The sequence below is a fragment of the Burkholderia sp. JP2-270 genome (genome assembly GCF_003233675.1).
Classification (GTDB): Bacteria; Pseudomonadota; Gammaproteobacteria; order Burkholderiales; family Burkholderiaceae; genus Burkholderia; species Burkholderia pyrrocinia_C.
The window spans coordinates 2,932,805-2,946,749 of sequence record NZ_CP029824.1 but is presented as its reverse complement, the minus strand read 5'-3'; the positions used below and the strand labels follow the sequence as shown (position 1 = coordinate 2,946,749).

15 protein-coding genes and 2 pseudogenes are annotated in these 13,945 nt (G+C 63.4%); 10 read left to right on the top strand and 7 right to left on the bottom strand.

Annotation, left to right across the window (positions count from 1 at the left end):
• Window positions 1-11 precede the first annotated feature (11 nt).
• The 4 genes and pseudogenes from DM992_RS13910 to DM992_RS13895 all read left to right on the top strand — a co-directional run.
• A complete protein-coding gene (locus DM992_RS13910; protein WP_091925794.1) occupies window positions 12-533 on the top strand; it encodes a diheme cytochrome c in 522 nt (173 codons plus the stop codon).
• Window positions 499-1,236: a cytochrome b/b6 domain-containing protein gene (locus tag DM992_RS13905; RefSeq protein ID WP_091925797.1), complete on the top strand. Its 738-nt coding sequence runs from the start codon at window positions 499-501 to the stop codon at window positions 1,234-1,236. Before DM992_RS13910 ends, DM992_RS13905 begins: the two co-directional genes overlap by 35 nt.
• Window positions 1,237-1,260: 24 nt before the next feature.
• Window positions 1,261-1,758 (top strand): annotated as a pseudogene (locus DM992_RS13900) (response regulator); the annotation flags it as partial.
• Window positions 1,759-1,780: 22 nt separating this feature from the next.
• Window positions 1,781-2,035 (top strand): annotated as a pseudogene (locus tag DM992_RS13895) (ATP-binding protein); the annotation flags it as partial.
• Between the two features lie 97 nt (window positions 2,036-2,132).
• On the opposite strand, the gene DM992_RS13890 reads toward DM992_RS13895, so the two are convergent.
• The gene (locus DM992_RS13890; RefSeq protein ID WP_091925799.1) at window positions 2,133-2,525 is read right to left on the bottom strand and encodes a hypothetical protein; all 393 of its coding nucleotides are present in this window, start codon (window positions 2,523-2,525) and stop codon (window positions 2,133-2,135) included.
• Between the two features lie 211 nt (window positions 2,526-2,736).
• Here DM992_RS13890 and DM992_RS13885 point away from each other — a divergent pair, with 211 nt between their 5' ends.
• Together DM992_RS13885 and DM992_RS13880 are read left to right on the top strand one after the other, a co-directional pair.
• Window positions 2,737-3,084 carry a carboxymuconolactone decarboxylase family protein gene (locus DM992_RS13885; protein WP_091925802.1) on the top strand — a complete coding sequence of 116 codons (348 nt, stop codon included), beginning with the start codon at window positions 2,737-2,739 and terminating at the stop codon, window positions 3,082-3,084.
• A 153-nt stretch (window positions 3,085-3,237) separates the two neighbouring features.
• Window positions 3,238-4,203, top strand: a complete 966-nt coding sequence (locus DM992_RS13880) for a cation diffusion facilitator family transporter (protein WP_239511336.1) — start codon at window positions 3,238-3,240, stop codon at window positions 4,201-4,203.
• On the opposite strand, the gene DM992_RS13875 is transcribed toward DM992_RS13880, so the two are convergent.
• Entirely contained in the window at window positions 4,169-4,786 is a 618-nt protein-coding gene (locus DM992_RS13875; RefSeq protein WP_091925804.1) for a hypothetical protein, read from the bottom strand. The two genes, DM992_RS13880 and DM992_RS13875, sit on opposite strands and share 35 nt — an antisense overlap.
• 228 nt (window positions 4,787-5,014) lie before the next feature.
• On the opposite strand from DM992_RS13875, the gene DM992_RS13865 reads away from it, so the two are divergent.
• Window positions 5,015-7,306 (top strand): heavy metal translocating P-type ATPase, encoded by a 2,292-nt coding sequence (locus DM992_RS13865; protein WP_111017228.1) that lies wholly within the window; start codon window positions 5,015-5,017, stop codon window positions 7,304-7,306.
• A 12-nt stretch (window positions 7,307-7,318) separates the two neighbouring features.
• On the opposite strand, the gene DM992_RS13860 is transcribed toward DM992_RS13865, so the two are convergent.
• Window positions 7,319-8,269, bottom strand: a complete 951-nt coding sequence (locus DM992_RS13860; protein ID WP_111017227.1) for a universal stress protein — start codon at window positions 8,267-8,269, stop codon at window positions 7,319-7,321.
• 326 nt (window positions 8,270-8,595) lie between these two features.
• Here DM992_RS13860 and DM992_RS13855 point away from each other — a divergent pair, with 326 nt between their 5' ends.
• Window positions 8,596-9,072, top strand: a complete 477-nt coding sequence (locus DM992_RS13855) for a hypothetical protein (protein ID WP_162631658.1) — start codon at window positions 8,596-8,598, stop codon at window positions 9,070-9,072.
• 52 nt (window positions 9,073-9,124) lie between these two features.
• Here the strand turns inward: DM992_RS13855 and DM992_RS13850 are convergent, their stop codons facing one another.
• The 3 genes from DM992_RS13850 to DM992_RS13840 are packed head-to-tail and all read right to left on the bottom strand — an operon-like array spanning window position 9,125 to window position 10,735.
• On the bottom strand, window positions 9,125-9,727 hold the full coding sequence (locus DM992_RS13850) for an NUDIX hydrolase (RefSeq protein WP_343212383.1): 603 nt from the start codon (window positions 9,725-9,727) through the stop codon (window positions 9,125-9,127).
• 23 nt (window positions 9,728-9,750) lie between these two features.
• Window positions 9,751-10,317, bottom strand: a complete 567-nt coding sequence (locus DM992_RS13845; RefSeq protein ID WP_091925816.1) for a cytochrome b/b6 domain-containing protein — start codon at window positions 10,315-10,317, stop codon at window positions 9,751-9,753.
• A 43-nt stretch (window positions 10,318-10,360) separates the two neighbouring features.
• Window positions 10,361-10,735 carry a cytochrome b562 gene (locus DM992_RS13840; RefSeq protein ID WP_091925819.1) on the bottom strand — a complete coding sequence of 125 codons (375 nt, stop codon included), beginning with the start codon at window positions 10,733-10,735 and terminating at the stop codon, window positions 10,361-10,363.
• A 163-nt stretch (window positions 10,736-10,898) separates the two neighbouring features.
• Between DM992_RS13840 and DM992_RS13835 the strand changes: the two genes are divergently transcribed.
• Together DM992_RS13835 and DM992_RS13830 are read left to right on the top strand one after the other, a co-directional pair.
• Complete coding sequence (locus DM992_RS13835; protein WP_091925822.1) at window positions 10,899-11,561, top strand: response regulator transcription factor; 663 nt, start codon at window positions 10,899-10,901, stop codon at window positions 11,559-11,561.
• Window positions 11,561-12,910 carry an ATP-binding protein gene (locus tag DM992_RS13830; RefSeq protein ID WP_091925825.1) on the top strand — a complete coding sequence of 450 codons (1,350 nt, stop codon included), beginning with the start codon at window positions 11,561-11,563 and terminating at the stop codon, window positions 12,908-12,910. The genes DM992_RS13835 and DM992_RS13830 overlap by 1 nt, the downstream gene beginning before the upstream one ends.
• 113 nt (window positions 12,911-13,023) lie before the next feature.
• Here the strand turns inward: DM992_RS13830 and DM992_RS13825 are convergent.
• Window positions 13,024-13,841 (bottom strand): IS5 family transposase gene (locus tag DM992_RS13825; protein ID WP_111017225.1). Its coding sequence is split into 2 segments (ribosomal slippage): window positions 13,024-13,493 and window positions 13,493-13,841, totalling 819 coding nucleotides; the frame shifts between segments, so codons are not numbered across the junction.
• Between the last annotated feature and the right edge of the window lie 104 nt (window positions 13,842-13,945).

The following is a 13,945-nucleotide window of genomic DNA, read 5'->3' as shown; positions in this document are numbered from 1 at the left end:
GGCGAACAATCATGAACGACGTTGACACGACAACCTCCTTGCGCGGAATTGCTCCCGTCCGATATGTGCGCGCAAGCGTGCTCGCGCTGCTGCTGATGTCGCTGCTGCCGCGCGCGGCGCTGGCCGAAGACGACATGCGGGGCGTCGTGATTCCGTTGCTCCCCAAGTACAAGCAGGAGTGCGCGACCTGCCATGTCGCCTATCCGCCCGAGGCGCTGCCCGCCGAGTCGTGGCGCCGCATTCTGAACGGTCTCGATCACCACTTCGGCACCGATGCAACGCTGGATCCGACGAGCATCGGGCAACTGGAAAGCTGGCTGACGGCACACGCGGCAACGGGCGCCGCGGCTCGCCGTCCGCCGGAAGACCGGGTTACCCGGTCGGCGTGGTTCGTCGCCTCGCACGACGAGGTTCCCGCGTCCGTGTGGCGCAGCCCCGCAGTGAAGCGGCTGTCGAATTGCGCCGCATGTCATACGCAAGCAGACAAAGGAAATTTCGATGAACGATTCGTCCGCATCCCGGGCTCACGGTGAAACGACGCGCTCGCGTCCTGCCCGGATACTGGTCTGGGACGCGCCGCTTCGTGCGTTCCACTGGTTGACGGTGGTTGCCTTCGCCGGCGCGTGGCTGACCGCCGAGAGCGAGCGCTGGCGACTGATGCACGTCGCGTTCGGATACACGATGCTGGCGCTCGTCGCGTTTCGCGTCGTATGGGGCGTGGTCGGCCCGCGTCATGCGCGGTTCTCGTCGTTCGTACGTTCCACGGCGGCCGTTTTCCGCTACGTGCTGAGCCTTGCGAAAGGGAGGCCGGAGCACCACGTCGGCCACAATCCGGCGGGCGCGGTCGCGATCGTCGCCATGCTGGCGATGACGGTCGTCACCGGGGTCACCGGCTGGGCGGCCTACACCGGAAACGGCGAATCGTTCGGTGATCTTCATGAAGGCGCAGCGAACGTGATGCTCGCGCTCGTTGCGGTGCATCTCGCCGCCGTGCTCGTCAGCAGCGTCGTGCATCGGGAGAATCTGACCGGGTCGATGGTGACCGGCTACAAGCGCGGTGCGCCGCTCGACGGCATCCGGTGTGCCTGGTGGGGGATTGCCGTCGTCATGACAGCGGCGGTGATCGGCTGGTGGTGGGCGCAATGGCATGCGGCGCCGCAGCCCCTTCAAGCGGACCGGCCCGTCGCGACGGACGCCGGCCGCCCTGCGAATGCGATGGGCCGGGATGACGACTGACGGCCACCGGCGGAGTGCCTGATCGTGCGTATCCTGCTCGTGGAAGACGATGTCCTGCTCGGAGACGGGATTCGCGCCGGATTGCGCCAGCAAGGGTTCCAGGTCGACTGGGTGCATGACGGCGACGCGGCCCAGCGCGAGCTGCGCGCGCGTGTTCATGCCGCGGCCGTCCTCGATCTCGGGCTGTCGCTCATGGATGGGATCGATGTCCTGCAACATATTCGTCGCAGCGGTATTGCGTTGCCGATCCTGACCGCACGCGACGCCGTACCGGACCTAATAAAGGCCCCTGACATAGGGGCGGACGATTACGTATCAAGCCCGTGGACCTATACGAGCTCGGTGCGCGTCTGAGGGGCTCTGGTGCAGCGGTCCCACGGCCGCCCGACAGAGCAACTCCACGCGCAGGACGTTGAGCTGGAGCCCGCGTCGCGAACTGCACGCCGCGCTGGCGAGGCCGTCTCGCTGTCCATGCGCGAGTTCGACCTGTTGCACATCCTGATGCTGAATGCCGGCCGGGTGAGACCATCGAACCATGCGTCGGGTCGAGAATAATGGCCCGGGCATGGGCAACGACGATCTGTACCGACTGGGTGAGCGATTCTTTCGGCCTGCGGGAACCGGGCCAAGTGGCAGCGGCCTTGGGTGGTCGATCGTGCGGAGAATCGCGGCGGCGCATGACGCCGATATTCAGGTTGACCGATCAACCGTACTTGGCGGGCTACGCGTGACAGTGTCGTGGCCAGCGCCTGGCGAACCCAATTCGGCTACGCGTTTGGCCCGTCATGCGCATGACTGAGAAGACAGGTCAATTTGGCCGCATGGCGGTTGTGCGCAAGAACGGCCGGAGGCGAATGGTTCGACGCGCTCGTTGCCGGATGTGCCGAACCGCGCGATCACTGCCCGGCAGCGCCGCTCGCGGGGCCGCTGGGCCAGCCATGCATGTAGCCGGGCCCCATGCCCATCCCCATTCCTTGCCCGCGATGCATGCCGCGCATGGGGGGCGCGTCGGGGAGCTTGATTCCGCGCGCTTTCGCACGCTTCTGCATCTCGGCATGATGTTCGGCGCGGATTTTCTCGCGCTCCGCATCCGACGCTGCCGCGAGCATTCGCGTACGGTACTCGGTCCGTTCGGCCGTCGTCATCAGTTGACTGCCATAAATCATGCCTCCCGACTCGACAGCGGGGCCACGAGCAGGCTGGCGAGGCTGGGCGTCCGCAAGGCCGGCCATCACTGCAATCGCGACGCCGATCAGGAACGAAACGGTGAACCTGTTTGCTCTGGACATGATGGTCTCCAGGTCGTTTGCATGAGTCCAACGGTACGCAGAACGGGCGGGGGGGCCTTTGTCGCAGATCAAGTCTTGCCGAGCGTCCGTCAATACCATGGAATACATGCCCGAGATCACGCCGTTGTCAGACGCGCGGTGCATCATTGCCCGTCGCAGAAGCGAAGCGTCGTGAGCCGTCCAGATTCTCTCGCTTCGGAGTGGCCCAGCCATGTCGAACTCGTTGCGTTACCGTGAAAGAACCGCCGAAGTCGCCGAGCAGATGCGCAAGCTTCGGCAGTCACAGCCAGAACTCCTGTCCGCCTTCGGCGCGTTGGGCGCGGCCGCTACCAAAGATGGCGCACTGACGAAAAAGACCCGCGAACTCGTCGCACTGGGCATCGCGATCTCGTGCCGCTGCGACGACTGCATCGGCTTCCATATGCAATCGCTGATCAAGCTGAAGGCGACGCGTGAGGAGGTCGAGGAGGTTGCTGGTGTCGCCGTCTACATGGGGGGCGGTCCGTCGATGATGTATGCGGCACATGCGCTGGTGGCGTTCGACGAGCTTTCGACGTAAATGCCGGCGACCGTCGCTACCAGAGACGCGCGTATGGGCCTTCGTGTCCGCTTGCGACTATCCGACTTTGGTCAACCTTGGAACGTGACCGGAGTCATGATGTCACAGCAATCTAACCTTGTTTCGGAAGCCGTCGCGGAAGCGACGCCTGCAATGGCCACCGCGGCCACGCGAAGTACCTGGGTGAGCGTTGCGGTCAACCTTGCACTGAGCATTGGACAAGTGGCGGTCGGCATCCTGTCCCGATCACAGGGCCTCGTGGCGGACGGGATTCACTCATTGTCCGACCTCGTCGCGGATTTCGTCGTGCTGCTGGCCGGTCACCATAGCCGCAAGCCCGTCGACGAAATGCACCCTTATGGCCATCAGCGCTTCGAAACCGGTGCGTCGATCGCACTCGCGGCAATCCTGCTGGTGGTGGGGGGCGGGATGCTGTGGTCCGCGATCCAGAAGCTCGAGCATCCGGAGACGATCGCGCGCGTCCATGTCACGGCGCTATGGGTGGCGATCCTTGCGCTCGTCGCGAAGGAGAGTCTGTTCCGTTACATGCTAGCGGTCGCAACGCGGGTGAAGTCGAGCATGCTGGTCGCAAATGCATGGCACGCGCGTTCCGATGCCGCATCTTCGCTGGTGGTTGCGTGCGGCATCGTCGGCAACCTGTTCGGCTACCCGCTGCTCGATCCCGTCGCCGCGCTGATCGTCGGCGGGATGATTGTGAAAATGGGCGCCACGTTCGGCTGGGACGCATTGCATGATCTGATGGACCGGGCGGCCGACGCTGAAGAAGTGCAGGCGATCCGGGCAACGCTGGTTGCGACACGGGGCGTGCTCGACGTGCATGACCTGCGCACGCGCAAGACCGGCGATTTGATCCTCGTGGACGTGCATCTCGACATCGACGCCGATCTCACTGTCGCGCAAGGGCACGACATCGCGGTGGACGCGCGTGCGCGCGTGATGAAGCATCACCGTGTCCTGAATGTCATGACCCACGTCGATCCACGGAGCCGCGAGAGCCTCCCCGCGGTCGCATCCGGGATCGGCTGGCCGATGCACCCGATCGAAAGATCGCGTGCGCCGTGTGTCAATCGGAGCCGCGCGGATGATGGCCGCGTCTGAACGTCAGCCGGCGTTCGTTGACGAGCGCACGCCAATCGAGCTTCATCAACGCGAAGACGAGGCCGAGCAGGACCAGTTGCGTGACGACGAAGTAGCCGCCGAGATACGTGCCTTCGAGTTCCGATTCCACGTCTAGCCGGGTCGATGCAAAGCGACCGAGATGTGCCCAGATCGCATAGGTCGTTGCACGGCCGATAAAGAATGCCACCGCGATGATTCTGAGTGGCAACCCGGAAAGCCCGTATGCAATGAAGAGGTAGTTCGACGGCAGCGGGCTCAAGGCATAGAAGAAGAACGCGCCGGCGGTGAGCGTCCGATGCTGTCGCAGCCAGCGCGTGGCGACGTCGATATTTTCGCGGTCGGATTCCCGCATCCAGCGGGAGCGGACGAGCGATCTCGCGAAGGTTGCCAGAATGACACGGCCGGTCGTCGCCGCGCCGGCCGCCACAACGGCAAAGATGAACGGATTGCCGTCGGGCAGGTTGAACCCGACCCATGACATCGCCATCCATGTGGGTGGGGCGAACGCCGGCATGAGATTCAGCAGAAGAATCAGCACGAAGAGTACAGCCAGCGTCAGCACGATATCGACTCCAGGCCATCCGGTGTCACGGCTCAATTTTGCTGAGGAAAGGGGCCGATGGCTTGACTCACGTCAAGCAACGCGGCGTGCCGGTCGTTCACGGGAGGCACGCCGTCCTGACCCATGTCAATGCTCAAAGCGCGGCGCTTCCTAGACTGATGCCACGCCGTCCGCAACCGAAACCGGATGCGGCGAACACCACCATGCACGGCGATCGGAGCAATGGCCATGTCCCGAGTCCCCTGGTCGATCGATCTCGTGTTGCTGATTCTGGCGGCCGCCACGCTCGCCGGCGGCGGCGTATGCGTGGCGTTCGGCCAGCCGTCGCTCGCACGATTCGCCTGGCTGCTGGGGACGTTGCCGGTCCTGCTCGCGTTGACGGTCTCGCTGGTCAAGGCCGTGATGAGGCGGCAGGCCGGCATTGACGTGCTCGCGTGGCTCGCGATCGCGCTGGCGGTCGTGCTCGACGAGACGCTTGCGGCGGCGGTGATTGCGTTGATGCTGGCGAGCGGACGGACGCTGGAGCGGTATGCGCAGGATCGCGCGCAACGCGAGATGAGCGCACTGCTCGGCCGCGCCCCCCGGCAGGCAACCCGTTTCGAGAACGGGGAATGGCGCTCGGTTGCGCCGGACACCCTAGTCCCCGGCGACAGGCTGCTGGTGCGGAGCGGCGAGTTCGTGCCCGTCGACGGCACATTGACCGGCGACGCGGAACTGGACGAGTCCATGCTGACGGGCGAATCGTCCACCCTGCGACGCCGTTCCGGGGAAAACGCATGCAGCGGCGTGGTCAACGCAGGCGCCCCGTTCGAAATGATTGCCCGCACGACGGCGAGCGACAGCACGTTTGCCGGCATCGTCCGTATGGTCGAGCGTGCGCAACGCGAGCGCAGCCCGTCCGTGCGTCTCGCGGATCGCTACGCCGCATTCTTCGTGCTCGCATCGCTGCTCGCCGCGGGAATCGCATGGCTGTTGACCGGCGACGTCACACGTGCGCTTGCCGTGCTCGTCGTGGCCTCGCCGTGTCCATTGATCCTCGCCGTGCCGGTCGCCATCGTATCCGGCATGTCGCGTTGTTCGAAACGCGGCATTCTGGTCAAAGGCGGGGGTGCGCTGGAGCGTCTTGCACAAGCGACAACTCTGTTCTTCGACAAGACCGGAACGTTGACGGGAGGACGGGCACGCATCGTTGCGATCGAGTGCGGCGCTGACGTCGCAGCGGACGATGTGTTGCGTTTCGCTGCGTCGTTGGCCCAAGCGTCGGGCCACGTCATCTCGGACGCGCTGACGGTCGCGGCGCACGAACGTTGCATCGACCTGTCGCTGCCGTCGGCCGTCATCGAAACGGCCGGCGAAGGCGTGACGGGCCGGGTCGACAACAGGACCGTTGCGATCGGCAAGTTCGAATACGTGTCAGCATTCGCGACGAATGCGCCGTGGAGCGGCGCATTCCTGGCACGCGTCGTCAGCGAGGGCGGGGCTGCCGTATTCGTCGGCGTGGATGGCGTCATGATCGGCGCGATTCAAATGGCCGACCAGGTGCGGCTGGAAACACCGCGGGCATTGCGGCTGCTCAAGCGCGAAGGCGTCGAGCGCCTCGTCATGCTGACCGGCGACCGGCGCGATATTGCCCAGGCCGTCGGTGAACTGCTGGGTGTCATCGACGTGCGTGCCGAGCAGACGCCCACGGACAAGCTCGTCGCGATTCAGGCCGCGCGCAAGGAGGGCGTGACGATCATGGTCGGCGACGGCGTGAACGACGCGCCGGCGCTGGCTGCAGCCGACGTCGGCATCGCGATGGGTGCGCGGGGAGCGGCCGCGTCATCCGAAGCCGCCGACGTGGTCTTGCTGGTCGATCGGCTGGATCGACTCGTGGACGCGATACGTATCGCGCGTCGATCGCGCCGGATCGCGCTCGAGAGCGTGGTGATCGGCATGTCGTTGTCGGTCGTCGCGATGACGATCGCGGCGGCGGGATTCCTGCCGCCGATTGCCGGCGCGGTGATTCAGGAAGTCGTCGACGTCGTCGTCATCGTCAATGCGCTGCGCGTGTTGATGGTGCGCCCGAGGCCGATGGGCGCCGGGTTGGCGGATATCGACGTCGAGCAACTCAGGCGCGAGCACACGGCATTGTCACCGTTGCTGGACCAGATCAGGGATCTCGCGGATCGTCTGCCGGGACTATCTGGGGCCGCCATCGCCAGCGAGCTGGTCCACATGATCGATTCGCTCGACGAACGGCTGCTGCCGCACGAACGGGCTGACGATCTGGAGGTCTATGCGCGTCTTGCGCCGCTGCTCGGCGGTGAAGATCCGCTGGCGGCGATGAGCGGCGCACACCGAGAGATCTTCAGGATGGTCCGATCGCTCAGGCAGATGGTCGCCGACCTGCCGCGCGACGGAACGAACACCATGCAGGTTCAGGCGATACAACGCCTGCTGTACGGGCTGGAGGCGATCGTGCGCCTGCATTGCGCCCAGGAGGAGGAGCTGTTCCACGCCGTGGGTGCGGATGCGTGACGACGAAGCGCGTCACGCACGCGACGCATGGACGAGCAGGACCGGCGTCTTCGTGATGCGCGCCACGCGCCCGGCCACGCTGCCGACGAGCCAGCCCGTGACGCCTCGCCGCCCGTGAGTGCCCATGACGATCATGTCCGCATTCCATTCGAGTGCGTCGCGCACGATCAGATGGGAAACGTCCCCGCCGGTTCGATCTGCGTGAATGAGTTGCGACTGCGCATGTCTGGCCGTGCGTTCGAGTATGGCCGTGGCACCCTGGAGCACATGATTTCCTTCGCCGATCAATGCTTCTTCCAGTGCCCCGCCAAGGACGAAGTCGCCCAGCATTGGGGGGGGATCAACCACGTATATCGCACGGAATTCGGTGTCGGCCCGCGAGAATGTCAACCCTGTCCGCAATGCGTCGAGTGCAATCTCGCTTCCGTCGACGGCGAACAGCATCCGCCGTGGCACGTGCTCGGCAACCGACGCGAAACCTTCCGGAACGATGAGCAGCGGGCACCCGACGAGTTTGCCGAGCGGGCCGGAAACCGTCCCTTCGACCCATCCGAGCAAGCCATGATGCTGACGTGCACCGACGATCAGGAGTTCGGCCTGCCAGGTTTGCACGCTGTCGGCCAGTGCATTCACGACATCCCCGCCATGGGCGGCCAGGTCGACGACTTCCGTGTCGATGACGAGGTCGTCGCGATCCAGTGCGGCTTTGGCGCGCGACAGGGCATCAGAAGCATCCCTGAGCAATTCGACGCGCGCGGATTCGAGGAACGCCATGGTTTTCGATCCGAGCGGGACGAGCGTTCTCGGATTTTCCGCAACGCTGACGATGTGCACCGCTGCATTCGATGGGAGGAGCGCTTTGGCATACGCGAGTGCATGGGCGGATGCGGTCGAACCGTCGACGGCTATCAGCACTCGCTGAGGAGCGCGGATGGCCTGGACGGGTGAAGTGCCGATGTTCATGAATGTCTCCCTATGGCGACTGACGTTCTCGTACACGATAATTTTTCGCACGGGCGGCTTCTGACAGGTTGACCTTCGTCAACTACCTTCCCTTCTCGATGCCGGGCGAGAAGGCGGCTCGATCGCGATATGCCAGTTCCAGTTCGTCGACCAACAGGAGACGTTCGTTCGCAGGCCGCTCGAGCGCATGGCCGCCGCCGCGTTGACATGAGTCAAACGGGGGACGGCCGGACGGCAGCAGCATTCAAGCGAGGCTGCGACGTTCGGGAAAGGCTTGGCGTCTGCACAACCGCAATGCGTGCCGCTACCTGAAGGGAGAAATGATCATGCGAAAGCTGGCAATGTTGATCGTGCTTGCGCAGATGTTGTTCGGCGCAACGACGAGTGTGGCGGCCGCCGACTCGTCCAGCCGGAGCGTGACGACGCACGGCCTGACCGTTCACTTCGGCATCGTTCCGGCAGAGAAGGCACCGCGCGTGCCGGAAGAGGGGAGTGCTCCAGGAGATACTAAAGCCGCACAGAATCTGGCCAGCTATCACCTCGTGGTTGCACTGTTCGACGCCAGGACCGGCGCGCGTATCGACAACGCGATGGTCATCGCCAGGATGACCGCACCGGCATCGAAGGCCAGGCCGAAGATTCAGGTCAAGCGTTTGCCGGTGTTGAAGGTCAACGGCATGGCGACGTACGGCAACTACTTCGACATGCCGTGGGCGGGCCGGTATCACATCGATCTGTCGGTAAAACGCCGAGACAGTGCCGACACGGTTCACGTTCGACTGAATTACGAGCACATGTTCTGAATGCGTTCGGCGACCTGCTATCGCATGGATTCGTTGGATGACGAAATCCGGGTTAAACACCGATTGCAAGCGACTCGGCCATGTTCGCGCAAGAATGGTTATAGAGACGGTCGACAATCTTTAGCGTGGGCGTGCTAGTTGGAAGTGACTGGACGTCGACATACCGGAACCACTGACACAAATTGATTTCTTTGCCAGGTCGCGGATCTGATTGGGTGGGAACGTCGGTGACGAAGACACGATGAAGCTTCGACGACCCAACGAACTGAAAAGCGTAGGCCAGTTTCAACCCAATCAAGCCGGTTTCTTCCTCGAGTTCACGACTCGCCGCCTCCGCAGGGGATTCGTCCGACTTAATGATGCCGCCCGGCAGCGTCCATCGTGATCCCGTTCGCGCTACTAGCAGTACGTTTTCCTGGGAGCGACAAATAATGGTCGCGCGTTCCGTGACGCCAGCGGAGTTCAATCGGGGACACATTAAATCAGTAACGTCGGCCAGTATGAATGTAAGAGGGGGCGAGAGTATCGCAGGTTCCGGGAAGATTTCGCGTGAATGGCTCACCTTTTGCAAAACAAGCGGAAATATCGACACTGCCGCATGCATTTGCGCAATGCATGTGCGAATGATGTCGCTTGCTACGACGTGCGTGAGCATCCGCTGACCGTTGTGTATGTCGCTCAGTTGCGGTCACCAGAAGAAAGCGTGTGTCGCGCGGCGCGCGTGGGCAAGGGCAGAATGCGCGACAACACGTTCTCGGACTTGAAAAGCTTGTGTGCGAGCGCGCCTAGCACGTGCAAGCCAACCAGTGCAGCCAGGCCGTAAGCCGTCAGCGCGTGCAGTTCTCCCAACCAGTGCGACAGTTCGTGGCTTTTGGGTACCAGCGTCGGCAGCGAGACGAGTCCGAAGCAACTGGCGGTGTGTCCAGCCGCATTTGTCTTCATCCACCCGAGCACGGGAATGGCGAGCATCAGCACATAGAGCAATCCGTGGACGCAGCGTTCTGCAAGATGATTCAGTGTGCCGGCCGGATTGACCGACGGCGGCAGCTGGCGACGCATGCGCAGGCGATTCACGATGCGAACCGCCACGAGTACGAGAATGGCGACGCCGATCGACTTGTGCAGGCCGACGAGGTCCTCGTTGTCGTCCAGCAGCAAGCCGATGATCAGGTTGCCGATCAGCGCGGCGGCCAGCAGCCAGTGCAGCAGGCTGATCGACAGCGGATAACGGGTAGCGGTGTTCATGACGGGAATGCCTGTTGAGTGTCGAAAGCGTGCCAGGCCCAGGTTAGCCGAGCAGGTCGTGATAGTGTTTTTTCGAACCGTTGATTCGCCGCAACGCTTGCTTTGCGTCCGGTAGATCATTTGCTTCGATGGCCCGGTCGACGACGGTCAGTTCATCGCGTAACGTGCGCATGCCTTCATCGTAGGTCGGCTGGTCATTGCGATAGTGCTGGCGGCTCGCCTGTTGCACATCGCTTTCTAGCCGGGTCACGTAGCCGGACATTTCCGGAATCGTCCGACTGTTCATCGCACCCTGCATCGCATGCTTCATGTCCCGCATCAGCGTCTTGATTTCGCCGGCGTGGGCGGGGGCGGCTGCCACGGAAAGCAGCACGCCCAGCGTTGCGCAGAAACGGAGTCTGAATGACAGGCTGTTCATGGTTGTCGGCTCGATTGCGTATGTTGATGACCGCGACCTTATGGCGCCGACGTTAACGGATTCTTAAGGGCCTGATTTTTCCCGCCCCGCTTGATGCGGGCCCGCGCCTGCGGTTATCGTGCGGCAATGGACGTCATGTCCGGACCAACAGGAATGCAACGTCATGCGGGTGTTACTCGTGGAAGACAATAAGCTGATCGGAAGCGGGGTGGAGGACGGCCTAATTGAGGCCGGCATGGCGGTTGACTGGGCGCACGATGGCAGGCATGCGCAACTCGCGCTCGAAACCACGCCGTACGACCTCGTCGTGCTCGATCTTGGCCTGCCGCGCATGTCCGGAACCGAACTGCTCAAGTGGATTCGCAAGCGCCGCGACCATACGCCGGTGCTGGTGATGACGGCCCGCGACACGGTGGCTGACCGTGTGAGCGGCTTGAGTGCGGGCGCCGACGACTACCTCGGCAAGCCGTTCGACCTGACCGAGCTGATTGCCCGCTGCTGTGCGCTCGTACGGCGCTCGCAGGGCCGCGGCACAGACACAATCGAATACGGCGACTTGTCGGTCGATCCCGCGCTGATGACGGCCACGCGCGGCACCGACCGGATCGCACTGACGTCGCGAGAATGCGCGTTGCTGGTCGAGTTGCTGGCGAACCAGGGCCGTCCGCTCTCTCGCGCACAGCTCCAGGATTGCCTCTATGGCTGGAATGAAGAGATCGAAAGCAACGCGATCGAAGTACACGTGTCGAATCTGCGCAAGAAGCTAGGCGCCGACCTGATCCGGACGATTCGTGGCGTCGGGTACGTGGTGGAGAAGGAATCGTGATGCGTTCGATCCGACAACGGCTCACCTTGCTCGTACTGTCGGGTGTCGTGGTGATCTGGGCTTACTCGCTGGTGTCGAGCTACCGTCAGGCAATTCACGAAGCGGAGGAGTGGGACGAGACCCGCATCCAGCAGATCGCCCGGGCGTTCGCCGCGCTCAATGCTTCCGATCTCCCGGCCTTTGCGGACATCGCGCTCGGTTCGTCAGAAGACGACGATGGCGACGACGATGCCTCGCCGCGGATGCTGTATCAGGTCAGCGACGCCGGCGGACGAATCCTGGCCGCGAGTCCCGGGCTGGCCTCGCTCGATCTGCCGGTGTTGCCGGCTGCGGCATCGAGCCCGATCCGACTTGGCAATCCGAAGTGGCACGCCTACGTGCTGACCGATGCCGCGCGTGGCCGTACGGTGCGCATCTTTGAGCAACGTACGCGTCGTTCGGATCTGTCCGCCGAGGTCGCGCGTCGCGTCGCACGGCCGCTCGCATTCGCGTTGCCCGTGCTGGCAGTACTGATCTGGCTGGCCATTGGCCGCAGCCTGACGCCGCTGCGCACGTTGTCTGAAGCGATCGACGCACGTTCGCCCGGCAGCCTCGACGCCATCGGCACGATCGGCATTCCCGACGAAGTGCGGCCGTTGGTCGCCGCGCTCAACACGTTGTTGCAGCGTTTGCGTGACTCGATCGATCGCGAACGCGCGTTCACCAGCGACGCAGCGCACGAGCTCAAGACCCCGCTCGCCGCGCTCAAGGTCCAGGCGCAGGTTGCCCTCACGGCACGCGATCCGGATCGGCAGCGACGCGCGATGCAACGGGTCGTCGAGGGCGTTGACCGCAGCACGCATCTGGCGGACCAGTTGCTCGCCCTGGCGCGACTCGACGAGACCGTGCAGTTGCCCAGCGAGGACGTCGATCTCGCGCGCGTGGTGCAGACCTGCCTTGACGACTACCAGACGCGTGCAGACCACAAGCGGATGTCGCTGATATCCGTCGTCGACGGTCCGGTCGTCGCCCATGCACCGCCGACGTTGGTCCGCGTATTGCTCGATAACCTCGTCGAGAATGCGATCAAGTACGGTTGTGAACAGGGCACCGTCGAAATCGCATCGTGGCAGGGTGCCGGCTCGGTTAGCCTTCAGGTGCGGGACGACGGCCCTGGCGTCCCGGATGAAGATCTGTGCCGACTGCAGGATCGCTTCTTTCGCGGCGCGGACCACGATGAAAGCGGCAGCGGCTTGGGCCTGTCCATCGTCGCGCGCATCGTGGCAAAACTGGGCGGGAGCCTGAGATATACCGGCGGGTTGAACGGCGGAGGGTTCGGCGTTCGTGTCACGTTACCTGTGTCGGCTTGACCTGAGTTTGCCGTCACTCGGCGTGGACGATCGAAAGTTGATTCGCGCCATCCGCGCTATCTCCCATGTATTAGATTCGCATGCGACGTTCAAGGCATCCCTTAGAGGCCAGTTCAAAAAGGCTGCTCGATACGCCTGAGGATGTTCCAACAGACAAGCGAGCAACCGAGTTTGAGGAATGCTTCGTGAATGTCAGAGCGTCGCTCGAAGCGAGTACGTAGGCGACGGAAATTGTGGAGCCAGGAGTGCGTGCGTTCGACCACCCAACGATACTGGCCAAGTCCGCTACCGTGTTCGGCGCGGCGCTTTGCGATCATCGGCTGGATGCCGCGATTGCGCAGGGCTTGGCGATGCCGCTCGGAGTCGTAGCCGCGATCGGCGTAAACCACGCGAGGCCGTTGAATCGGGTGGCCGCGCAGGCCGCGAATCGGCGGAATCGCGTCGATCAGCGGCAGCAACTGCGTCACATCGTTGACGTTCGCGGCAGTCAGGATCGCGGCCAGAGGTGTGCCGTTGGCGTCGGTGACGATGTGGTGCTTGGAGCCAGGTCGCGCGCGATCCGTGGCGTTCGGGCCAGTTTTTGGCCCGCCCCAACAGCCCGTACCGATGATGAGTCGACGGCCGCACGTGAGAAATCGATCTGGTCGGCCGCCCGCAATTTGGCGAGCAATAGTTCGTGGAGGCGATCCCACACGCCGACTTCGTGCCAGTCGCGAAGTCGGCGCCAACAGGTCGCCCCCGAACCGAAGCCGAGCTGGGTTGGCAGATGGTTCCATCGAATACCGGTCTTGAGCACGAACAGGATGCCGTTCAATGCTGCCCGGTCCGGAACCGGAAACCGCCCTGGATTCTTCGAGCGTCGCGGTTTCGGCGGCGGGAGCAATGATTCGATGAGTACCCACAATTCGTCATCAACGATCGGCGCTTGCATTCCTCATGATCCGGTTGCTCAGATGCTTGAGGTTAACAGCTCGCCGGTGAAGTTAACAGCCCCTCGAGGGCCTTTTTGAACTGGCCTCTTAAGTAAAAACTCAA

What these genes read in the sequence shown, in the direction of transcription:
- DM992_RS13910 (WP_091925794.1), top strand. Translation starts at nt 12, where the DNA reads ATGAACGACGTTGACACGACAACCTCCTTGCGCGGAATTGCTCCCGTC.
- DM992_RS13905 (WP_091925797.1), top strand. Translation starts at nt 499, where the DNA reads ATGAACGATTCGTCCGCATCCCGGGCTCACGGTGAAACGACGCGCTCG.
- DM992_RS13890 (WP_091925799.1), bottom strand. Translation starts at nt 2,525, where the DNA reads ATGTCCAGAGCAAACAGGTTCACCGTTTCGTTCCTGATCGGCGTCGCG.
- DM992_RS13885 (WP_091925802.1), top strand. Translation starts at nt 2,737, where the DNA reads ATGTCGAACTCGTTGCGTTACCGTGAAAGAACCGCCGAAGTCGCCGAG.
- DM992_RS13880 (WP_239511336.1), top strand. Translation starts at nt 3,238, where the DNA reads ATGGCCACCGCGGCCACGCGAAGTACCTGGGTGAGCGTTGCGGTCAAC.
- DM992_RS13865 (WP_111017228.1), top strand. Translation starts at nt 5,015, where the DNA reads ATGTCCCGAGTCCCCTGGTCGATCGATCTCGTGTTGCTGATTCTGGCG.
- DM992_RS13860 (WP_111017227.1), bottom strand. Translation starts at nt 8,269, where the DNA reads ATGAACATCGGCACTTCACCCGTCCAGGCCATCCGCGCTCCTCAGCGA.
- DM992_RS13855 (WP_162631658.1), top strand. Translation starts at nt 8,596, where the DNA reads ATGCGAAAGCTGGCAATGTTGATCGTGCTTGCGCAGATGTTGTTCGGC.
- DM992_RS13850 (WP_343212383.1), bottom strand. Translation starts at nt 9,727, where the DNA reads ATGCTCACGCACGTCGTAGCAAGCGACATCATTCGCACATGCATTGCG.
- DM992_RS13845 (WP_091925816.1), bottom strand. Translation starts at nt 10,317, where the DNA reads ATGAACACCGCTACCCGTTATCCGCTGTCGATCAGCCTGCTGCACTGG.
- DM992_RS13840 (WP_091925819.1), bottom strand. Translation starts at nt 10,735, where the DNA reads ATGAACAGCCTGTCATTCAGACTCCGTTTCTGCGCAACGCTGGGCGTG.
- DM992_RS13835 (WP_091925822.1), top strand. Translation starts at nt 10,899, where the DNA reads ATGCGGGTGTTACTCGTGGAAGACAATAAGCTGATCGGAAGCGGGGTG.
- DM992_RS13830 (WP_091925825.1), top strand. Translation starts at nt 11,561, where the DNA reads ATGCGTTCGATCCGACAACGGCTCACCTTGCTCGTACTGTCGGGTGTC.